General features: G+C 71.5%; 17 protein-coding genes and 1 tRNA gene. 7 read left to right on the plus strand and 11 right to left on the minus strand.

Annotated features, from left to right (window positions below; translation table 11 throughout):
- Window positions 1–310: 310 nt before the first annotated feature.
- Window positions 311–598 carry a hypothetical protein gene (locus tag ACIRBX_RS25390; protein WP_402299745.1) on the minus strand — a complete coding sequence of 96 codons (288 nt, stop codon included), beginning with the start codon at window positions 596–598 and terminating at the stop codon, window positions 311–313.
- A 371-nt stretch (window positions 599–969) separates the two neighbouring features.
- The gene (locus ACIRBX_RS25395) at window positions 970–2,670 is read right to left on the minus strand and encodes a DEAD/DEAH box helicase family protein (protein WP_402299746.1); all 1,701 of its coding nucleotides are present in this window, start codon (window positions 2,668–2,670) and stop codon (window positions 970–972) included.
- A gap of 191 nt (window positions 2,671–2,861) precedes the next feature.
- Here ACIRBX_RS25395 and ACIRBX_RS25400 point away from each other — a divergent pair, with 191 nt between their 5' ends.
- On the plus strand, window positions 2,862–3,023 hold the full coding sequence (locus ACIRBX_RS25400; protein WP_402299748.1) for a hypothetical protein: 162 nt from the start codon (window positions 2,862–2,864) through the stop codon (window positions 3,021–3,023).
- Window positions 3,024–3,125: 102 nt separating this feature from the next.
- Entirely contained in the window at window positions 3,126–3,335 is a 210-nt protein-coding gene (locus ACIRBX_RS25405; protein WP_402299750.1) for a hypothetical protein, read from the plus strand.
- A gap of 42 nt (window positions 3,336–3,377) precedes the next feature.
- On the opposite strand, the gene ACIRBX_RS25410 is transcribed toward ACIRBX_RS25405, so the two are convergent.
- The 4 genes from ACIRBX_RS25410 to ACIRBX_RS25425 all read right to left on the minus strand — a co-directional run bounded on the left by ACIRBX_RS25410 (window position 3,378) and on the right by ACIRBX_RS25425 (window position 6,416).
- Window positions 3,378–4,547 (minus strand): hypothetical protein, encoded by a 1,170-nt coding sequence (locus tag ACIRBX_RS25410; protein ID WP_402299753.1) that lies wholly within the window; start codon window positions 4,545–4,547, stop codon window positions 3,378–3,380.
- A 156-nt stretch (window positions 4,548–4,703) separates the two neighbouring features.
- Entirely contained in the window at window positions 4,704–4,988 is a 285-nt protein-coding gene (locus ACIRBX_RS25415) for a hypothetical protein (protein ID WP_402299754.1), read from the minus strand.
- A gap of 4 nt (window positions 4,989–4,992) precedes the next feature.
- Window positions 4,993–6,111: a hypothetical protein gene (locus ACIRBX_RS25420; protein ID WP_402299756.1), complete on the minus strand. Its 1,119-nt coding sequence runs from the start codon at window positions 6,109–6,111 to the stop codon at window positions 4,993–4,995.
- Window positions 6,112–6,179: 68 nt separating this feature from the next.
- Window positions 6,180–6,416, minus strand: coding sequence for a helix-turn-helix domain-containing protein (locus ACIRBX_RS25425; protein WP_402299759.1), 237 nt, complete (start codon window positions 6,414–6,416; stop codon window positions 6,180–6,182).
- Between the two features lie 534 nt (window positions 6,417–6,950).
- Here ACIRBX_RS25425 and ACIRBX_RS25430 point away from each other — a divergent pair.
- The 3 genes from ACIRBX_RS25430 to ACIRBX_RS25440 all read left to right on the plus strand — a co-directional run bounded on the left by ACIRBX_RS25430 (window position 6,951) and on the right by ACIRBX_RS25440 (window position 11,398).
- On the plus strand, window positions 6,951–8,867 hold the full coding sequence (locus ACIRBX_RS25430; RefSeq protein WP_402299761.1) for a tyrosine-type recombinase/integrase: 1,917 nt from the start codon (window positions 6,951–6,953) through the stop codon (window positions 8,865–8,867).
- 156 nt (window positions 8,868–9,023) lie between these two features.
- Entirely contained in the window at window positions 9,024–10,745 is a 1,722-nt protein-coding gene (locus tag ACIRBX_RS25435) for a hypothetical protein (RefSeq protein WP_402299763.1), read from the plus strand.
- Window positions 10,746–11,315: 570 nt separating this feature from the next.
- Window positions 11,316–11,398 (plus strand) — tRNA-Tyr (locus tag ACIRBX_RS25440).
- A gap of 609 nt (window positions 11,399–12,007) precedes the next feature.
- On the opposite strand, the gene ACIRBX_RS25445 is transcribed toward ACIRBX_RS25440, so the two are convergent.
- Together ACIRBX_RS25445 and ACIRBX_RS25450 are read right to left on the minus strand one after the other, a co-directional pair.
- Window positions 12,008–12,613 carry an RlpA-like double-psi beta-barrel domain-containing protein gene (locus ACIRBX_RS25445; RefSeq protein WP_402299764.1) on the minus strand — a complete coding sequence of 202 codons (606 nt, stop codon included), beginning with the start codon at window positions 12,611–12,613 and terminating at the stop codon, window positions 12,008–12,010.
- A 773-nt stretch (window positions 12,614–13,386) separates the two neighbouring features.
- Window positions 13,387–14,322 carry a pirin family protein gene (locus tag ACIRBX_RS25450; RefSeq protein WP_402299766.1) on the minus strand — a complete coding sequence of 312 codons (936 nt, stop codon included), beginning with the start codon at window positions 14,320–14,322 and terminating at the stop codon, window positions 13,387–13,389.
- A 94-nt stretch (window positions 14,323–14,416) separates the two neighbouring features.
- Here ACIRBX_RS25450 and ACIRBX_RS25455 point away from each other — a divergent pair, with 94 nt between their 5' ends.
- On the plus strand, window positions 14,417–14,914 hold the full coding sequence (locus ACIRBX_RS25455) for a carboxymuconolactone decarboxylase family protein (protein WP_402299768.1): 498 nt from the start codon (window positions 14,417–14,419) through the stop codon (window positions 14,912–14,914).
- A gap of 123 nt (window positions 14,915–15,037) precedes the next feature.
- Here ACIRBX_RS25455 and ACIRBX_RS25460 read toward each other — a convergent pair whose 3' ends face one another.
- The 3 genes from ACIRBX_RS25460 to ACIRBX_RS25470 all read right to left on the minus strand — a co-directional run bounded on the left by ACIRBX_RS25460 (window position 15,038) and on the right by ACIRBX_RS25470 (window position 17,815).
- Entirely contained in the window at window positions 15,038–16,465 is a 1,428-nt protein-coding gene (locus ACIRBX_RS25460) for a lamin tail domain-containing protein (protein WP_402299771.1), read from the minus strand.
- A gap of 205 nt (window positions 16,466–16,670) precedes the next feature.
- Entirely contained in the window at window positions 16,671–17,108 is a 438-nt protein-coding gene (locus ACIRBX_RS25465) for a hypothetical protein (RefSeq protein WP_402299772.1), read from the minus strand.
- Window positions 17,109–17,254: 146 nt separating this feature from the next.
- A complete protein-coding gene (locus ACIRBX_RS25470; RefSeq protein ID WP_402299774.1) occupies window positions 17,255–17,815 on the minus strand; it encodes a universal stress protein in 561 nt (186 codons plus the stop codon).
- A 415-nt stretch (window positions 17,816–18,230) separates the two neighbouring features.
- On the opposite strand from ACIRBX_RS25470, the gene ACIRBX_RS25475 reads away from it, so the two are divergent.
- On the plus strand, window positions 18,231–19,625 hold the full coding sequence (locus ACIRBX_RS25475; RefSeq protein WP_402299892.1) for a diaminopimelate decarboxylase family protein: 1,395 nt from the start codon (window positions 18,231–18,233) through the stop codon (window positions 19,623–19,625).
- Window positions 19,626–19,946 lie beyond the last annotated feature (321 nt).

Genomic DNA, 19,946 nt, shown 5'->3' on the forward strand with positions numbered 1-19,946 from the left:
AGGGGGGGGGGGGGGGGGGGGGGGGGGGGGGGGGGGGGGGGGGGTGGGGGGGGGGGTGGGGGGGGGGGGGGGGGGGGCGGCGCGGGGGGGGGGGGGGCCGGCGCCCCCCCGGGGGGGGGGGGGGGGGCGCCACGTCGGTGCTGGCCTGCGGGTCGGTCCTGCCGGATGTCGTCACAGCAGGCAGGCTAGGCAGGGCCGGGGGTTAGCGTCCCGGTGTGATTGCTGGGTTGGGGGCCGGGCGCTGGGGGTGGCGCTCACGCGGGCCCCCTTGGCCGCCCGGGCACCCCCTCATTGAGGTGGTGCTGCCGGGTCAGCCGGCGGCGGCTTGGGGGGTGGGGCTGGCGGCGGGGCGGCGCTTGCGGGTGCCGACGGGGCCGCCGTGCAGGTTGGGGTCGGAGCCGGGGCATTCGGCATGGAGGGCCACGTCGTAGGGCAGGCGGCAGTGAATGCAGATGACTTCGGTGGACGACACCTTTGTCGTCGCGGGGACGCGGTAAACGCCGCGTCGGCGTGCGTAGGCGGCGCCTTGTGCATCGACTGGCACGTAGGCGGCGATCACCCATTCGTGCTGCTGCTCGGCCGATACCGTCCCGGTCATTTCCGATTCCCTTCCGTGCGGCTCGACGAGAGCAGGGAATTCGACTTGTAGTCATTTTCCGTGCATCCTCGCCGTTGGCCTGGACGCCTCCCGCGCGGGGCAGGGGCGCCGCCGTGTCTGCCCTGTCGATCAGACTGGGGGGTACGGAAATGCGCGTGGCGCCCCTGTCGGCCACCCCCTGACTTTGACGCTGTTCGGCCAATTCCAGGACCCCCCGGTGATCAACTGGCATATGCCTCATTGACTTGTCAACGATTCAATATCCAGGAAACCGAAAAAGGCAAATCCTTTTAATGTGAGGTCGGTCACACTAGATTCCTTCCACCCCCTTGTCCCAATTGTCTGGAATCCTGATCGATATTTAGGCATGCCTAGGCAACTACCCGCACCTTCCGACGCCGTTCCTGCGGCTCGTACAGGGCGAGCAGCATCGCCTCCGCCCGGTCCGGGGAGCTGACCCCCCGCGCCTGCATCGACCGCTTCGACTCGATGACGGTCCGGCCGGTGGAGCCGGTGCCGAGCTTCGGCGCGGACACCTGGGCCTGGGTGCGGCGATCGACCCGCAGGCGCAGCGTCGTACGGCCGGGGGCGAGCAGCGCCCGGATGGCGAGCCACATCTCGTCCCGCCGGGTACCGGGCCGGAGCGTCGCAGCCTCATCGTCGTGACCGGGTGTCTCGCTGGCGATCACCGCCACGATCTCCGAGCGGTGGACTCCTTCCTTCCTCCACGCTTCGAGCAGGCCAGCAACGCCCCACCCGAGGCCGATGGCGTCGATCTTGAGCCGCACGGGCACCCGGGTGCCGAGGGCCTCGGCCAGACGCTGGGCCGCCTGGATCTCCCGCAGGATGACGCCGGCCACGGTGATCGGGTCCGCGTTGTCCTGCCCGGCCGAGGTGTGCCGAAGCTCGACCAGGTCGCCGACGGAGCGCGCGATCACCATCTCGTCGCCGCCGGCCCCGGCGACGTCCACCCCCAGCCGGACCCAGGCCCCGGGCTTGACCAGGAACGGCGAGTTCTCGCCCTCCAGGCCGAGGTCCTCCAGCGCCCGGTACCCCGCCTCTTGGGGCTCGGGGGCTTCGGCCGCCGCCTCCACCCAGGACGACGGGATCGCCCTGGCGGCGCCCCCACGGGGGAACTTCGCGTGCACCTTCGCGGTGACGAACGGTGCGTCGGGGCCGTGGTCGCGGATGGTGTCCTCGACCCACTCCTTGTCCACCAGGTGCGAGGCGAGCAGGTGCGCGGGGGCCTGCGAAGGGCAGGACCGGCACCTTCGGGTGCGCTCCCCGGAGAGCAGCGGGGTGTCGTAGACGCTGATCGGCAGGACCTTCACCGTCGGGTCGGCGCAGGTCTGCTCGAACCATGAACCCTCGTCGTCGGTGGGCGGGTTGCCGATCAGCAGGGCCCGGGTGTGCTCGCCGGTCAGGACGCCGCGCATCGCTGAGCCGATGATGCGCCCGATGCCTCCCGCCTCGTCCACGATGAACATCAGCCGCGGGGCGTGGATGCCCTGGACGGCCGACTCGTCGTGGTCCGGAGCGGAGAAGCCGTAGGCGACCACCACGTCGGAGCTGCCGGCGGGCATCTTCCACTGGGTGACGCCGACTTCGCCGGGCAGGCCGGCGCGGGCGACGATCTGCCGGATGTGCGGCCACATCTGCCGCTGCACCTGGCGGGCCCGGGTGGCGGTCGTGACGGTGAGGGAGGTGCCGGGCGGGTGGACGACGGAGGCCCAGACGGCGGCTCTGGCGGCGATGTGGGTCTTCCCCGAGCCGAAGCAGGAGGGGACGGCGACCCGGCGGTTGCTGACCAGGGCGTCGAGGATCTCGCGCTGGCGGCTCCACTGGCTCTCGCCAAGGACGTCCTCCACGAAGCCGACCGGGTCGTCCGCCCAGAGCGCGTAGGGGGTGCCGGCCTCCGCCGTGGCGGCGGCGAGCACTTGGCTCCAGTCCTTCGCCGACAGGCCGTCGTAGAACCGGCGGCGCAGCGCCGGGGGTGAGGCCGCGAGGTCCCGGTACAGGGTCCGGCCGCTCTTGGACGCGCGCGGGGCGGGCAGGGCGAGGGGCTGCTTCACGGGCTCTCCGACGGCTCGGGAGTGGTCGGCCCGCCAGGGTGCCCGCCGGTCGGCGCAGTGTCGCGCCGAGGCTGGCCCCAACACAGAAAAGAACAACAGTCTGTTTTATGTACCTCGTGACACTTTTCTGCGAGGCTGGTACCGCCAGCCGGGGGCCGCGAACCCCCGGCCCTGACACAATGAGCCCAACCATGTCCTGGACCAGCCGCATCACGGCCCGCCACGCGGCCGTCGCCCTCGCGGTCACCGCCGCCTTCACCACCGGCACCACCCTCGCCTCCCGCGCCCCGGCCACCGCTCCTGCCCCGACCGCACCGGCCACCTACTACGTCGCCCCCGCCCCGGTGTTGTAGCCCACCACGCAGCCCACCACCGCCCCGGTTCCCCCGCTGCTGCCGACCGCCGCCCAGCCCGCCGCGCCGACGGTACTTCCGGCCACTGTCACCGCCGCCGCCGTGCCGGGCCCGACCGTCACCGTCACCGAAGCCGCCCCGACGGTCACCGTCACTGCGACGGTCACCGCCACCGCGACCCACGTCGTCGCAGCCCCGGCGGTGACCGTCACCGCCCCGCCGGAGCCCACGCCGACCATCACCCTGCTGCCCAGCCCGAGCGGCTCCCGGGGGCCGCTGCCCTCCGGCCCGAGCATCAAGCCGACCCCCTGATCGCCCCCGGTGGCCCGGCCCGCTCCGGGCCGGGCCACCGGCCTACAGGCCCGAGTGGGGCGCGGGCAGGGACAGCACCCAGCCCTGCGCCGTCTTCGTCGCAACCACACCCAGCCGGTGCCGGGCACGCTGCACCGTCCGAGGTGCCAGGCCGACGGCCTGTGCCGAGGCCAGCACGTCCCGAGCCGGCACCGGCCCGGCGGCCAGAAGGCTTTGCAGAAACGATTCGGCACTGGTGCTCGCCGGTCGAATCCGGCACTGGTCGGCCGCCTCGATCGCTCCCTGCCGGCCCCGGGCGAACCGGCTCTGCCACACCACCGGCCGGCTCCGCGCCTGCCGGAACTGCAGACCGCCCATCACCTTCCACCACTGGCTGGCCACCGGAACCAGCGCCATCGCGTCGTCCGAACGCACCGCCAGGTGCACGGCCTCGGTGCTGCACGACGATGCCGCCTGCTCGGCACGGCGGGAGGCCAGCCAGCCCGCCCGCTTGGACGCCTCCCTCACCGCGAGCACCGCCGCCCCGGTCGCCCGCGACAGCTCCGCGAGCGCTCCAAGGGCCCGTTCGACGGGCGTGCGGTAGGGCGTCACCAGCATCACGTCCACCACAAGGAGTTCGATCTGCCGGCCGCCCACACGCGCTTCCAACTGCCCAAGGTCCGACGGCAGGCGCAGGCCGCGCCGCCCGCTGCGCCCGAGCACCTCCATGACCTCGGTCCGGCCGGGCACGGCACCGAGGCTCGCGAGCAGCCGCTGTGTGTCCGGCGTCGTCTGAGCAGCCGTCAGAACCGCAACGTTCCGGGCACGGCAGAGCGGCTGCCCGTCCGGCATCACGCTGCCGGCCGACGCACGGGCGGCGACATCGAGCGCCACGGCCATCGCGCTCACCCCGTCCTCGCCGTCGATCAGCGTCATGCCGACCGATGGCACCCAGCCCGGCCAGATCCACCCCGGCCCCTCGTCGAAGCTGGGCGGGGGCACCACGACGTACTGCGGACTCAGCCGCAGAGCCGCCGCGATGTCCTCGGAGTCACATCCGCCGCCCAGGCAGTCGAGCTCCACCCGCCCGTCGCCCGCTGCCAGCACCAGCAGCGACCCCTGCCGGTCATCATGGGCCGGACACCTCGCCAGCCATCCCCCGTCGGTCTCCCTCACGCGTCCCCAGCGGTGCAGAGCCTCGTGCACCACTGCGTAAGAGTTCTCCGATCCCACCTGTATCACTCCTCCTTGCCCTCCAGCACGCCAACTCGGCCTAGGAACAACGCAGTCGGCGACCCGATCCGTACCGCTGGCCGACACTTCGCGGGAGACTGCTGTCCCTGCTGCGGTTGACGTGCGAAGAGATGAATGGTTGCACTCCAACGGCCTTTACGTGGCACGGATTTTCGCGGCGGCCGGACAGCCAGCCTCCCGGGCGGCCCGGCCACGGCAGGTCGCCACGTGCGGCACGTGCAGTTGCTCGTAGGAGAGCACCGGCAGGTCCTCGTTCGGCCTGCGCGAGCGGACCGTTCCGACGCCGTCCCGGTAGACCGCGGTGTTGCCGGCGGACGACGGCTCGGCGTCCACCGCGAGCCGCGATCCGGCGGCCGTGATCGTCCAGTGGACCGGCGCTCCGCAGCGGCGGCAGTGCCGCAACCCTCGGCGAGGCAGCATCAGTTCACCGTCCGACGGATTCCGGAAGCGGCACGGCCAGGACCGCCGACACCGAGCGCCAGCCGAACATGCCCACCGCTGCGGCCTGGCCGTGCAGGGCGATCGCCTCCACCACCGCGCCGACGTCCGGCACGTCCCCGGGGTCCACCCAGCCGCCCGGTACGGCGGCCATCAAGGGCCGCTGGCCGGGCATCACCGCCTGGCGCTCGCGGCCGGGAGCGTGCGCCGCCGACGGGCCGACCAAGGCGAGCGGCCGAGCCGCCGGCTCGTCGTCGGCGATCCGCGCCTCGATGCCCGCGAACCGCTCGGCCACCGAGACCCCAGCGGCAGCCGCGGTGCTCTTGCTGGCCCCGGGGCTGGGCTCGCGCGCCGCCGGTACGGCGGCCGGGGTGGGGCAGGCGCGCTGCTCCCGGACCCACTTGCGCCACAGCGCCTGCCACGACGACGCGAGGGTCCCCTGCCCCTGGTGCCAGTCCGCGAACGCCTCCGTGGTCGCCTGAAGTCCGGGCCGGCCGCCGAGTCGGTGGGTGTGCCCCTCGTGGTCGGCCCAGAGCAGGGCGGCCTCGTCCGGCGCGAAGCTCTCCGGGAACGGGTGGCGGCGCGCGCCGCCACCACCCGCAGCACGCACACCCACACCAGCCCCCTCCCTACGGGAGGGGAGGGCAGGGGCCGGGCGCGCGCGAGGGACCCGTTCGTCCCTCCGGGACGCGCCGCTCTGACCAGAGTCGTTGCCGTCAGCGGCGGCGCGTTCAGGCAGCTGATCACCGTTCGCCGCGCCGCCTCGCTGCTGGCGCTTCTTCTCGGCGGCGCGCTCTCGGCGCTCCAGGACCTGCCGCCGGGACGGGTTCGCCTCCAGGTAGCCGTGCATCACGAAGTCGCCCTGCTTCACCTGCGGGCAAGCCCGGCAGGCGTGCCGGGCCTCGTGCCACAGTTCGGCCGCCAGCAGCTTGCGGATCTGGGTCGGGGTGCCGAGCTTCGCCGCGACGGGTCCGGGAATCACCCCGTCGGTGAGGTGGGCGCTCGCGTAGGCGCCGCAGCGAACCCACAGGCCCATCGCGGCGTTGCCTGCCGCGAGGGTCTTGCGGTGGTCGTCGGTGCTGTCACCAACAGCAAACCAGGCCATGGGTGTTGTCTCCTACCAGGGGATGGTGCCGGGGTCGCAGTCCGGCAGTTGTACGAGGCTGTCGGCACTCAGGCAGAGGCGTCTACGGAACCCTCGGCGGTGGGATCCATGCCCAGGAGTTCGCGCAGCCGCGCGGTGGGAACGAGCAGCCGGCGGCCGACGGTGATCGTCGGGATCTCGCCGCGCTTGGCGGCGTTGTAGCTCGCGGCCTTCTGCAGCCTCAGAAACCGGCCGGCTTCCGGAACGGTCATCGTCGGCTGCACTCGCGGGTCGGGCACTACGGGGCGGTCATCCATCATCGTCATGCCCGAACATTGGCCTGGACCGGGGGTTTCCGTCCCGCCGTCCACCTTCGAACGCTCTGATCTCACCACGTACTTAGTCGGTCACCACAGGTACACGTAGGACCATGACTTCGCAGGTCAGGGAGCTTGCAGTTCGCAGATGGCGTTCTTGCCCCACACATATCTGACATCACCACAACAACGGCACGATGCACCCGACCTGACGATTCAACGGCTGCCCCCTTCCTCCCTCGGGCCCAGCCGTCCACCCACGTCCATCCCCGCCCACTCCAGCGCGTTCCTGCCTGAGCCGAGAACACCTCGGCGCGCCCCAACGGCATCCCGTGCCTACGGTGTCCAACTCCGCCACCAGCGAAAGAACCTGTGCCCCGATCAGCGCAGGCCGGTGACTGTGGACCAGACCCGACCCGAGCCCCCACAGGGCCTGAGCACTGGATGAGAGAGCATGACGCTGCAGCACCCGCCGAAGGCGGTCCGATGAGCAGGCCCCAGACCCAGGGGACGGTGTACCGCCGATGCTCGTGCCGGGAACCAGTGCGCGACGGCAACGGCCACCAGGTCCTCGACGCACGGGGCAAGCCTAAGATGCGGGAGCTCGGAGCCAAGTGCCCGAAGCTCAGCGGCAAGAAGGCCCACGGCACTTGGTGGTACTACATCAACCTCGAACCAGGCCCGGACGGCAAGCAACGCAAGGATCGCCGCGGCGGCTTCACCGACAAGGACGCCGCCCTCGAAGCGCTTGCGAAGGTCATCAGCCAACAGGCCAGGAAGGAGGTCATCGACCACCGCACCACCGTCGGCGAGTTCCTGACCAAGTGGCTCGCCGGACGCAAGGCTCTCGAGAAGACGACCCTCAGCTCCTATTCCGGCCACATCCGCAGCTACCTGATCCCCGCGCTCGGCAACATCAAGCTGGAGGACCTGACAGCCGGCCCAATCCGGGACATGTTCGACGCGATCGAGGCACGCAACCTCGTCATCGAGTACGAACTGGCCATGGTCGCCAACGCCCGTGCGCAGTACGCGGTGTGGAAGGCCCAGTACGGCCGCAAGCCCGGGCGGCCGAAGGCGAACGCCCTACCTCCTGCTGTCCCAGCACCCGAAATTCCGAGCCGCGCACCGCACCCGCAGATGCGAGTGGTCTCGCCGGCCTCGATGCACCGCATCCGCGCAACTCTGCGATCCGCTCTCACCCAGGCGGCTCGCGAAGAGCGCATCAGCAAGAACTGGGCAAGCCTCGTCGAGCTGCCGTCCGGCAAACGGCCGAAGGCTCTGCTGTGGACTCCCGAACGGGTCGCAGCATGGAATCGAACCGGCGAGAAGCCCTCCAAGGTGATGGTGTGGACCCCCGAGCAGGCCGGCGTGTTTCTCGATGCGATCGAGAACGACTGGCTCCGTGCCTACTGGCACCTGGCGATCTTCCGCGGTCTTCGTCGCGGTGAAGGGGCTGGCCTGCAGAAGTCGAAGACCAGTCTCGAAACGGCTCTGATCACCGTGGACTGGCAGATCGTCACCGTCGACGGCGCACCAATGGGCAAGACGCCGAAGGCCGACAGCGTCCGCACCATCGCCCTCGACAGCCACACCCTGCAAGAGTTGCGCGACCACTTCGACCGCATGGACGAAGCCCGCAAGGAAGCCGCCAACGCCGGACTGCCCTGGCCTGAGACCGACTCAGTCTTCATCCGCGAGGACGGCGCCGAGATCAACCCGAACTACCTCACCGACCGCTTCGAACGGCTCTACACACGCATCGGCCTGCCGCCCGTGCGTCTGCACGATCTCCGCCACCTCGCGGCCACCCTGCTCCTCGGGGCCGGCGCCGACCTCAAGGTCGTGCAGGAGGTGCTCGGCCACTCAACGATCGCGATGACCGCCGACACCTACACCTCCGTCCTTCCCGCCCTGGACAGGGACAGCGCGGAGAAGGCCGCCGCGCTGGTCCCAATGAAGAACCGGCGCCCGACCGACAACGCCGTGCAGGCATACGTCGTCCGCCTGGGCGGAATCCAGGTCGCCATCCAGGGGAGGGAAGACGCAGAGACCACCATCACGACGTGGAACTCCATCTCCAGCGAGCGCCGGAACGGAGCGTCTACAGCAGAGATGCCGACGGACACGGTGTCGTGGGACGGAACTGGCCGGCTATGGGATCGCCCTCCTCGGTACAAGGTCATCCACTGCCTGATAGCCCTCATCGACCGCCGTACCAGCACCGTGCTCCGATTCCCGCTCAGCACCGGAGTCGCTTGGGAGTTCGAACGCGAGCTGTTCACCGAACTGGCCACGGTCACCAGAATCGAGACCCCACTCGGACGACTGGGACCGATCGAAGTCACCGCACACGGCACTGATCGCGAAGCCGTAAGGGGTTCCTTCGCCCAAGCGCTTCGGGATGCCCGTGCGCTCGGCGTCATCCCGACTTCGAACGAGCACCGAGCCGCAGCCTGACCCGATTCTTCCTGGAGTCCCCCGCGGCCAGAGGTCGGCTCCATCCCTACTCCGCCGGCCCACGGCCGTCGCTGACCTCTGGCATCCCGCTAGCTGGGGTCTGCGGTCGCGCCACGCACCGCAGACCCCAGCCAACTGTCCTCCCTAGGTGGCAAGATGAGTCCACAGCTTCGTTCTGAGGAGTGTGACGTCACGATCGAGTGGGACTTCATCGGCCAACCGCAGTTCGACCGGGTTGTAGAGGTGCTGCTGCTTCGCACCTACGCAGAAGCTGACGAGGTACGCCCCATCGACGGGCGCGGCGGGGACGGCGGGCGTGACTTCGAGGTCGTCCAGGGCGGTAGGAGGCGAATCTTCCAACTGAAGTACTACCCGGACGGCTTCCCGAGTAGCACCTTCAAGAAGCGCCGCGCATCCATCCAGTCCTCCTTCGACAGGGCCATGGAGCTCCAGCCGTTGCAGTGGACACTTGTCGTCCCCTGCAATCTCACCGCCTCGGAGCGGAAGTTCATCGACGGATTGGCCGCTGGGCGCCCTGTGAAGGTATCCGTGATGGGACGCGCCGAACTCGACGGTGGCATGGCCGCGTTTCCCGATCTGGACGGCTACTTCGATCAGGACCGCCACCGAGACCACGCCACCAAGGCGTTCATCCAGGCCAGCGTTCTACCCGCCAACGCCGCCGAGCTCTCGGACCGGGTCCAGGCCCTCGGAAGCATCGCCGACCGAGCTGACCCGGACTGGCGGTTCGACTTCGAGTATCGGAGAGGAGAGGTGTTCCGACACCTGCGTGCCAAGCATCCGCGTGCTGCCGAGGTCAGCCCTGTGGAAATACACCTCCGTGGACGCTGGGACCGGGCCACGCCAGAGCTCACGGCGGCGTTCCAGCGAGCAGTCGGATTCGGTCTTCCCGAGCGATTCACCCTCCCCCGGGAGGTGGTGGAGAGCCTCACCGTCATCGGCCCACCGTGGCTCGCGGAGACCCTCGAAGACATCGAGGTCAGCTGGGAACCGCTGCCAAGCGATGTCCCCTCCAGCCAAGTTGACTTGCGATTCCTGGACGAGCACGGTCGCATAGCCGGCTCCTTCGAAGGCATCTTGAAGCATCACGGCCGCGGCGACCAGGGGCAGTCACTGATCGTCGGATTCCACAACCTGGTAACCCTCACCTTCACATCACCCCACGATGGCTCCTCCCCGACTCTGCACGCCGACAGCAAGCTGGCAGGTGCCCTGCCCTCCACCGCACTGTTCGCGTTCGCCATCGACGAGCTCCTGCACTCGCATCAGCGCTTCGAACTGGCTTATCAGGGAGCGGTGTTCTGCAGCGGCCGCACCTTCGGGCCGCTCGATCCTGACGAAGCAGCTCTTCGCGCTCGTCTCCACGCTCTCGTTGAGGATCTCAGCATCGTGCAGCGGCACACCGGCCAGATCTTCGCCATCCCTGAGCGCACCAGCACGCACGAACGGATCAACCTCCGCGTCGCCCGCAAACTCATCGAAGGCCACTGCGTGGCGTACCCCGGGATGAGCGAGATCAGCATGACCCTCAACGGTACGGACGGTGATGAGCTCCGAGGTGCGCTCGCTGCCGGACCACGCGCGATGCGGGCCGAGAGGGACGACTTCTACGTGGAATTCGCCGGACGTACCCTTTCTCTTGGCCGGGTATGCATGTTCCACACCCAGGTCGACGTGAACGGCTACGAGGCTGCGCTCGCGGCACTGACCGCAGGCCGAGCCAATGGCCAGCAACTGCGACTCGTCCCTCGGGACGGTGAGAATTTCCGGCTGTTCATGCCCGACAAGTGGCCAGATGAGCAGAGGCCCTTGACGGTGACGCCCCTGCAGTTGCCCGGCCTCGAGGAACCACGCTGACGGTGCCTATCCGACTGTGTTGCCCTTCACCTTCCGAGTAGTGCGCCACCGTCGCCAACGACCAGCCACGGATGCCGGCAGCGTTCCTTCGTCGGATCACTGGTCGTCAGGTAGGGTCGAAATCGGCTCAACCAGGGGGAAGTTGACAGGCGTCCCACGGTTGGAAGATCCGATGATGCCGAGAATCCTCTCTCACGTCGACCCTGGTCACCGTTCGCGACCTGCTTCATCATCCGGTCTTGCCCGCTGAGCGGGGACGGTGCGGGGATCAAGCGGGGATTTCGCCGCCTGCTACCTGGGTAGATCGGGGTGGCCAACCGTGGACGCACATAGACGGCTTGTAGCAGCTGACCTGCATGATTGTGGATTCGGGTGGACCTGGGTGGAGTGAACGGGACCTAGCCAATTGGCGGAGTTGCGGACTCTGGATCGGGAAGTTCGGGGTTCGAATCCTCGTCCGGCAGCGCAGCACAAGGCAGTTCACGGAGGGACGGACGCCGACCGCGGTCTTGAGAGCCGTCGGGACGCGCAAGCACCCGCATGGGTTCGACCCCACACTTCCTCCGCCAAGGGCGAGCTGGGCATTGGAGAGCCCAAGGGCCTGTAAAGCCCCCGCTTCGGCTGTGCCGGTTCGACTCCGGCCTCGCCCACCACCTGACGCGCCTTCGGACGGCGACGGCGTCGGCTGCGGGATGACGGCACCTCCGGCGCTTCGGGGGAGGATACGTCGGGCGCCGTCCCTGCGGTCGGGCAGCGGCACGACACCTGCGGGTCGGCCGTCCGGCGGGCCCCGGCCGTTCCCGACGCACTCGAAGCGGCAGCCTCGGCGCCTCCCCCGCCGCCACGGTGACCATCGGCCACCCACCCGGGGCCGGGTGCATCCAGAGCCTGGTTCCGATGCCTCCGCACCTGCTGCGCGGCGGTCCGTACCAGGACGCGTCCCACTCGCCCCGTGACACCGGAGGGTGCTCCAACTCGACGGGGCCGGGCCGCAGTTCTGGCTCCCGGTGACCGTGGGTCCCTGCCGCGGTCAGGTCCGGCTCGCGTCCGAGTTCGGGGCCGCCCCCATAGGAATCGGCGACGGCCCCGTACTTCGAGACCTGGGTAGGAGACTGGCACTCCGAAACGGCCGGGCGTGGTGATGGGAGGACGGCGGGAGCCGGGACGAGGGCGGGGCCACGGGTCCTCCCTGCGTGAGCGGGGGTCGGTCGCCGCCGTTCGCTGGGGTCGCGGACACCCCGCCCGCTCCGCGAGGGCGGGGGTCAGCCGAGCGCGGACCCGTGGGCCGTCGAGCTGGGGTTCGGCGTGGGTGCCTTGGTGGTCCTGGTCGGGTTCGGCGTGGGTGCCTTGGTGGTCCTGGTCGGCTTCGGCGTCGGAGCCTTGGTGGGCTTGGTGGGCTTGGTGGGCTTCGGCGTGGGCGCCTTCGTGGTCCCGTTCGGCTTCGGCGTCGGAGCCTTCGTGGTCCCGCCGGGCGTGGGCTTGGAGTCCGTGAAGGACCAGCTGACGCCGGAGAGCACGTTCTGGCCCTGGCCGGCGAAGTGCTTGAACAGCGCCGGGGACATGTCGAGGTCGTTGACTCCCGCGCCCGGCGCCCGATCGGTCACCTTCGCGGTCGCAGTGCGGCCGTTGTACGTGATGCGGACCGTCGAGAAGCACACCGAGCCGTTACCGAACATCTGCGAGCTGACCGCCACGATGAAGTCCCCGGGGGAATCCACCGTCCCGCACTCGTTGAGTCCGGGCGCGTAGGAGGTGGCCCTGCCCTTGTACGTGGCTGCGGAGGCCGGGATGGCCGCCGCCACGAACACGGCCGCGAAGGCCAGCGTCCCCGCGCCTGCGGTGAGGGCGGTCCTCGTCGAACTCTTCATGGTTCCTCTCAGGTGTTCTCTCATGGGAGTCACTGCACCGGACCGTGCCGGGAGTGGGGCAACCCTCGCCTCCGGCTCGTCGGCCGATCCTGCGGGACGGGACGTGGAATCGCCCGTGCCGGCAACGGTCACCGCACCGGACGGCGGGCACGGAGCCGGGCCCCTGCGTCCGGCAGTTCGGACAACGGGGTTTCGATGGAATCCACCTTCATGATCCTGACGACGCCCCGAGCCCGGAGCGGCTCGGCCTGTGCGGACAGCACCACCGCCATCGCAGCGGCCGTCACTCCCCCGTGCTGCCGACCGCCCCTCGGGATGAAGCTCGCAAATCCGGCAACGCCCGAACGCTATCCACGCGAACCAGTCCGCGTCCATGCCCTGACGTGCGAACTGCCCTTTCGGGCAGCTCTTCTGACCCTCTGTCGGCCGGACAGGAGCCACCGCCGGGCAAGGGGAGCGCTCACCCGATCCGCCTCCCGGCCCCGGGCGGCGCACGCTTCATCGCCGTCCCGCCACCCGCACCACGTGGCGTGTCGTATCAGAGGGCCCAACGCACCGCCTCCGGTGTCCCCCGTCTCCAGCGGCGGCACGCCGTTTCACGGGCGAGCGACGAACCGGCCACCGGGCTTGTTTGCGGCGGCCACCTGCGACCGGAGAAGCACCCGAACCGTTCCTGGCCCGTCGCCGAGCACGCCCTCGCACGACCGCTGCACTCACCGCCCGCGCGCCACGGGCGTCGGATCAGCTGAGGTGAGGGAACGTCCGGTCAGCGGTCAGAACGCCCGGCCGCGCGGCTTCAAGGGCACGTTCGGCAGCTCCGGCGCCGGAAGCCGCCCACCCGGGTAGCCGTGGACCTCGCCGAAGCGGTCGCCGTGCTCCCAGTCCTCCCGGGCCTGGCGGATGTCCGCGTCGGTACGGCCGATGAAGTTCCACCACATGACGATCTCCTCGCCGAACGGCGGGCCGCCGATCAGGACGGCGACGGCGTCGGTGTCGGCGGTGTTGGTGAGGGTCAACTCGCTGCCGCCCGGGGGGAGGTAGCCAAGATCGGCGGGGGCGAGGGTGGTGCCGGCGAGCTGTACGGCGCCCCGGTCGACGAGGAGGCCGAGCTCGTGGGAGGGGTCGACCGCGAGGGTGACGGTGGCACCGGGGCGGAGGGTGAGCTCGGCGCCGAGCAGCGGGGTGAAGGTGGTGACGGGCGAGGTGTCGCCGGCCAGGGTGCCGAGGAAGACCCGGGCTTCGCCGGCGCCGCCGGGGAGCGGGACGGCGCTCGGGGCGTGGTGCTGGAAGTCCCTCGGGGCGTGGCGGTGTGCGTCGGGCAGGGCGACCCAGAGCTGGACGCCGTGCAGGACGGTGGTCGAGGGAGTGGAGACCTCGGAGTGGCTGATGCCGTGGCCGCCGGTCATCAGGTTGAGCTCGCCGGGGCGGACGAAGGCGTGCACGCCGAGGCTGTCCCGGTGCTCGATCTCGCCGGTGAAGAGCCAACTGACGGTCTGCAGGCCGGTGTGCGGGTGCGGCGCGACGTCCATGCCGCCGGTGTCCGCGACGTCGTCGGGGCCGTAGTGGTCGACGAAGCACCAGGCGCCGATCAGGGTGCGGGCCCGCTGCGGGAGGGTGCGACGCACCGTCATCGCCCTAGGACCACCGAGCGGGACGTCCCGTACGGGCAGGACCTCGACGGTCGTGCGGCCGATCTCGACATAGTCCATGGCAGTTCCTCCCGTTGACCCCGATGGTTTCGGATTCAACTATTATGCCATGGGAGGATCGGTGATGATCACCTGACGACCCGGAGGAGTCCAGATGAGCGGTACGACGATCGACGCGGCCACGGCCCCGGCAACACCCCGGCGAGTCTTCGTCGACAAGCAGCACCCCGAGCCGTTCCGCGCCCTGCGCGGCACGGCCGAGGCGGTCCGGGTGGCGGCGGCCGAAGCGGGGCTGGACCGGCGGCTGGTGGAGCTGGTCAACCTCCGGGTCTCCCAGCTGAACGGCTGCGCGTACTGCCTGGACGTGCACACCAAGGCCGCGCTCCAGGAGGGCGAGAGCACCCAGCGCCTCGGCGTGCTGCCGGCCTGGCGGGACACCGCGCTGTTCACCGCCCACGAGCGGGCTGCACTCGCGCTGGCCGAGGCGACCACCCTGCCGGCCGACGCGGTCCTGCAGGAAAGCGCTTACCGCGAGGCCGCTGCGGTCCTGACGGAGCAGCAGATCTCGGCGGTGGCCTGGGTGGCGGTCACCATCAACGCCTTCAACCGGGTCTCCATCCTCAGCAAGCACCCGGTGCGCCCGGCCCGCTGACCGGGCGGGTTGGAACGGAGCAGCGCGGAGCTGCGGCCCCGCCCCCGATGCGAGGGGCGGGGCCGCAGCGTCAGGTCCGACGGAGTGTCAGACCGGGCCGGAGCGCCAGTCGCTGGTGGGGCGTCAGCAGGTGATGCTGCCCTTGCGGATGGCGTGGCCGCTGGTGTTGGAGTCGTCCGACCAGTACACCGGCTTGGAGCCGCCGACGCACTCGGCCGCGCCCGCCACCGCGAAGCCCTCGTTGTTCAGGTTGGACATGCCGGTCGGCCGGTTGTAGGTGGCCGTGACGGCGAGGGCACCGGAGGCGTTCACCGCGAAGGTGCGGTGCTGGCCGCTGCAGGTGTCGTCGCAGACCACCCAGAGGCGGTTGGCCTGCGGCTCCCACTCCAGCTCCATCACGCCGCTCATGCCGGAACTGACGGTGGCCACCTTGGTGAAGGTGCCGGAGTCCTGGAGCACGAAGCCGTAGACCGTGCCGTTGCCCTCCAGGCCGACGAAGAAGACGCCGCCGGTGTGCGCGCCGTAGCCGGCCGGGTCGTACGCGGCGCCGGTCGCGGCGTCCTTGAAGCCGGCCGCGGTCAGGGCCGAGTCCGGCACCCAGGTGATCGCCTCCAGGCCGGCGTTGGCACCGACCGAGGGCAGGCTCGCGGTCAGGTTCCACTCCTTGGTCGCGGTCAGCGAGGAGGAGGAACCGGAGACGTCGTAGCGCAGCACCGAGAGCCGGCTGCTGCCGGAGCCGTCGCGCTCGCTGGAGACGAAGACGCCGCCCGCCGCGCCGGCCGAGGTGAGGGCCACGCCCTCGGCGTCGGGAGCGCCGGAGCCGTTGGTGAAGCGCAGGGTCTTGCCGGACGTCCAGCCGTTCGCGGTGTCGGGCTTCCAGCCGCCGGAGCCGTTGGGCACCAGCCGCCAGAGCTTGCCGGAGTTCTGGGCGCCCCAGAGGACGCCGCTGCCCTCCAGGGCGAGGCCGCTGAGGTCGGAGCCGAAGACGTTGGAGCCGTCGGCGTTGGCGACGGTGCTGCTGCCGGGCCAGGCCACCGGGGTGGTCGGGCTGCCGCCGGAGCCGCCGCAGGCGTTGGCCGAACCGAGCGTCACCGCAGCCGACTTGAAGGCACCGGTACCGTCGGCGCAGCGCGACCAGGACGGCGCCGAGTGGCTGCTCCAGGTGTAGCTGTCCACCAGGGTGGAGCCGCCCGGCAGGTAGAGGCGGGCCTTGTCGCTGGAGCCGAGACCGAAGGAGCCGGAGACGTCGAAGGCCCGGAAGCCGCCCGGGGCCAGCGTGGTGCCGGAGGCGATCGTGTAGTTGGACGAGGAACTGTCGTCCTTGAGCACCCAGCCGGAGACGTCGACCGTGGCCGTGCCCTTGTTGTAGAGCTCGATCGAGTCGTTGACGCTCCCGGTGGTCACCACCTCGTTGATCCGGATGTCGTCCGCCGGGGCCGCCTGGGCGGGGGCGGCGGTCAGGACTCCGGCGGCCAGCGCGCCTGCGGCGGCGAGCGACGGGACGATGCGGCGGAGCCGGAGGCCGGCGAGCGGTGAGGTCACGGTTTCCATCCTGGGGGAGGTCGATGGCGTCGGGGCGGGCATGACAGTGCTCGCCTCCGCCGAATGGCCCACCACCAACAGGTGGTTGGCCCGTGAACGGTGGCCGAACCGTCCGTGGCCCTGGCCTCCCCCGTACCCGCGTGCCCGCCCCGGCACCCACCGCGTGCGCCCGGCGTGCAGACCGCAGACCGGTCGGCCCCGCCGGGCACCACCGCTACGACGGCGGCAGCGGTTCCGGCAGGACGACCGGCAGGGTCCGGACCGTCCGGCGGGGCCAGACGGCGGGCAGGGCGGCGATCAGCGCCACCGAGCAGAACAGGCCGAGCCTGGCGCACTCGCCGCCGGTGCTCGACCAGCCCAGCACGGCGTGCCGGTGGATCACGAAGCCGTTGAAGAACAGCCAGGCCGCTCCGGCGATCAACGGGGCGGCCGACGGCCGGGAGTTGGCCCCGAGCACCGCACAACCGACCGCGAAGGCGCCCAGGGCGAACCAGGTCGCCCGCTGCTCCCCGAGCAGCGCCAGCGCCGGCACCAACCCGGCCGCCCCGCCCAACGCCAGCGCCAGCGACGCTCCCAGCGGGAGCCGTCGGGTGGCCGGCCGGAACGACCGCCCGCCCGGCCGTGCCCGGTACAGCCGCAATCCGTCGCTCATGCCGTCACCCCAACCCCTCTGCCCTAATGCCGAGTTGACTCGCCTCTAGGCCATCCGTGCCGTTCGGCCGGCCCGGCAGCCCACACCGTCCACACCGTCCGGCCGATCGAACCGCAGCACCGCAGCACCGCAGCCCCCGCCGACGATCACCGGGTCGGCACCGGGGCAACCGGGAACTGCCACCAGTGACGCCACGACCGGCTCTCCAACTCCCGTTGGAGGGGCGGCCTCGGCACCGCGAGCACCGGGCAGCGGGCCACCTTGAGGCACTCCGCCGGTACCGACGCGCGCAACCCCCGCCGCAGCCTGCTCCCGCTGCCCGCACCGACCACCAGCAGGTCCGCCGACCGGTCCGCGAAGAGCGCGAGCGCCGGTGCCGTCTCCCCGCGCACCGCACAGCCGGACATCCGCACACCGGCCGGACCGGCACCCCCGAAGGCCGCGTCGAGCGCTTCCGCCAGGCGGGCGGTGGCGCTCTCCTCCCAGACACCGAGCAACGGCGGGCAGGGCGCCCTGCGGTAGCCGATCTCCCCGCCCTGCGGGAGCCAGGCCAGGACCGCCAGCACCTCGGCGTCGGTCCGCCGGGCCTCCTCCACCGCCCGGTGCAGCGCGGCCAGGCTGCCCAGCGAGCCGCTCACCCCGACCACGATCCGCCGTGGCCGCAGCACGTCCCGCTCGCCGCCCCGCTCCCCGTCCCGGTGGTCCATCCCGCCATCTCCCGCATCTCGCCCGTCCGACTGTGTGGCAGACAGCCAAACCGCTCCCGCGCCCCCGGAGCCGCCCGTTGACGCTTCCCTGACGGGGGCCGTTCGAATCCAAACACTTCCCTGACACCGTCACCCCGCGGGCGCACTGCCGTAACCCTCCCGGCGTCAGGACCCTGTATGGACGGGGGCGCCGACGGTCAACGGCGCGTCAGGAACGTTCGCCCACCGAGTGGTTCGGCCTAGCGTCGGACGGACACCGGAGCACGGACACCACCCTGCCACCGCACTCGTCAGGAGCCCTCGGATGACCACGCACCTCTGCCGACCGCATGACGCCGCGCCCGCCGGACTCGGCACGCCCGCACCCGGCACGCCCGCACCCGGCACACCCGGCCCCGGCAGGCCTGAACTCGGCATGCCGGGACTCGGCGCGCCCTGGCCGGCCTCCGCCATCCCCACCACCTCCGGCGACCTGACCGTCGGCGGTGTCGGACTGGCCGAGGCGGCCGACCGCTTCGGCACGCCGCTGTACGTGCTGGACGAGGGCGAGTTCCGCTCCCGCTGCCGCAGCTACCGCAGCGCCTTCCCGGCGGCCGAAGTGCTCTACGCCGCAAAGGCGTTCCTCTCCTCGGCGGTGGCCGGATGGGTGGCCGAGGAGGGGCTCGGCCTGGACGTCTGCTCCGAGGGCGAACTGCGGCTCGCGGCGGCGGCCGGCTTCCCGGCGGAACGGATCCTGCTGCACGGCAACGCCAAGAGCCCCGAGGAGTTGCGGCTGGCCCGGCGGCTGCGGGTGGGCCGGATCGTCATCGACAACCACGCCGAGATCGCCCGGCTCGCCGCCCTGACCGTCGCGGATGTGCCCCAGCGGGTGCTGGTCCGGGTGGTCCCCGGAATCGCCGCCGGCCACCACGAGGCGGTCCGCACCGGCGTGACCGGGCAGAAGTTCGGCTTCGCCCTCGACGGCAACGGCGCCGGCCCCGACGACCACGACGGTGCCGGCGCGGCCCCGGCCGGGCGCGGGCAGCAGCAGCCGCAGCCGCAGCCCCGGGGCGGGGACGCCGCCGAGGCGGTGCGACGGGTGCTGGACCAGCCGGGGCTGGTGCTGACCGGGTTGCACTGCCACCTCGGCTCCCAGATCACCTCCCCCGCACCGTACTTGACCGCCGTGGACCGCCTGGTCGGCCTGCTCGCCACCCTCCGGGACCGGCACGGCGTCCAACTCCCCGAGCTCGACCTCGGCGGCGGCCACGGCGTGCCCTACCTGCCGGGCGGGGCCGGCCTGGACCCGCACCGGTTCGCGGCGGCACTGGGCCGGCGCCTGGCCGAGCAGTGTGCACGCCACCGCCTGGACGTGCCACGGCTGTTGCTGGAGCCGGGCCGGGCGGTGGCCGCCCCGGCCGGGGTCGCGGTCTACCGGGTGCTGACCGTGAAGACGGCCGCCGACGGCCGGGTGTTCGCCGCGGTGGACGGCGGGATGAGCGACAACCCGCGCCCCGCCCTCTACGGCTCGCGCTACTGCGCCCGACTGGTCGGCCGCACCCCGACCGTCCCCGGGCTGCGCGAGGTGGACGTGGTCGGCCGGCACTGCGAGGCCGGTGACGTGCTGGTGCGGGCCGCCCGGCTCCCGGCCGACCTGCGGCCCGGGGACCTGCTGGCGGTCCCGGCGGCCGGCGCGTACCAGCTCTCCATGGCCTCCGGCTACAACCTGGTCGGCCGCCCCGCCGTGGCCGCCGTCCGGGACGGCCGGGCCCGGCTGCTGATCCGCCGTGAGACGGTGGAGGACTTCCGGGCCCGCGAGGTGCACCCCTGAGCCCGGACGGCGAGTGGTCCGTGCCCAGGCACGAGCACCTGCACACGCACTGGCTCCTGCTCGGAGCCGGGCACGGGAAGCCCGAGGCCGAGCACCGGGTCGCACCCCGGCGGACTCCCGCCCCTGCCCCGCCGCGGCCCGGACCGGTCTCCGGGCACTCCCACGCCCCGCCCGCCCGAGGGCGGCGGGTGAAGCTTGGTGGACCGCCGACGCGGGCCGTCCCCGTTCGGGAGGACTCGCGTACGCCACGGTGAAGGACGCGTCCGCCTGATTCGGGTGAGGGCGGAGCCGGTCGGCCGGCCAGGACGGTGGTCCCGTGTG

The organism is Kitasatospora sp. NPDC096147 (assembly GCF_044763225.1).
GTDB lineage: Bacteria > Actinomycetota > Actinomycetes > Streptomycetales > Streptomycetaceae > Kitasatospora.

Excerpts from the sequence above, each read along its gene's own strand:
- ACIRBX_RS25450 (WP_402299766.1), bottom strand. The coding sequence starts at position 14,322 with ATGGACTATGTCGAGATCGGCCGCACGACCGTCGAGGTCCTGCCCGTA.
- ACIRBX_RS25455 (WP_402299768.1), top strand. The coding sequence starts at position 14,417 with ATGAGCGGTACGACGATCGACGCGGCCACGGCCCCGGCAACACCCCGG.
- ACIRBX_RS25425 (WP_402299759.1), bottom strand. The coding sequence starts at position 6,416 with ATGACGATGATGGATGACCGCCCCGTAGTGCCCGACCCGCGAGTGCAG.
- ACIRBX_RS25460 (WP_402299771.1), bottom strand. The coding sequence starts at position 16,465 with ATGGAAACCGTGACCTCACCGCTCGCCGGCCTCCGGCTCCGCCGCATC.
- ACIRBX_RS25435 (WP_402299763.1), top strand. The coding sequence starts at position 9,024 with ATGAGTCCACAGCTTCGTTCTGAGGAGTGTGACGTCACGATCGAGTGG.
- ACIRBX_RS25400 (WP_402299748.1), top strand. The coding sequence starts at position 2,862 with ATGTCCTGGACCAGCCGCATCACGGCCCGCCACGCGGCCGTCGCCCTC.
- ACIRBX_RS25475 (WP_402299892.1), top strand. The coding sequence starts at position 18,231 with ATGCCGGGACTCGGCGCGCCCTGGCCGGCCTCCGCCATCCCCACCACC.
- ACIRBX_RS25420 (WP_402299756.1), bottom strand. The coding sequence starts at position 6,111 with ATGGCCTGGTTTGCTGTTGGTGACAGCACCGACGACCACCGCAAGACC.
- ACIRBX_RS25470 (WP_402299774.1), bottom strand. The coding sequence starts at position 17,815 with ATGGACCACCGGGACGGGGAGCGGGGCGGCGAGCGGGACGTGCTGCGG.
- ACIRBX_RS25445 (WP_402299764.1), bottom strand. The coding sequence starts at position 12,613 with ATGAAGAGTTCGACGAGGACCGCCCTCACCGCAGGCGCGGGGACGCTG.
- ACIRBX_RS25465 (WP_402299772.1), bottom strand. The coding sequence starts at position 17,108 with ATGAGCGACGGATTGCGGCTGTACCGGGCACGGCCGGGCGGGCGGTCG.
- ACIRBX_RS25415 (WP_402299754.1), bottom strand. The coding sequence starts at position 4,988 with ATGCTGCCTCGCCGAGGGTTGCGGCACTGCCGCCGCTGCGGAGCGCCG.
- ACIRBX_RS25390 (WP_402299745.1), bottom strand. The coding sequence starts at position 598 with ATGACCGGGACGGTATCGGCCGAGCAGCAGCACGAATGGGTGATCGCC.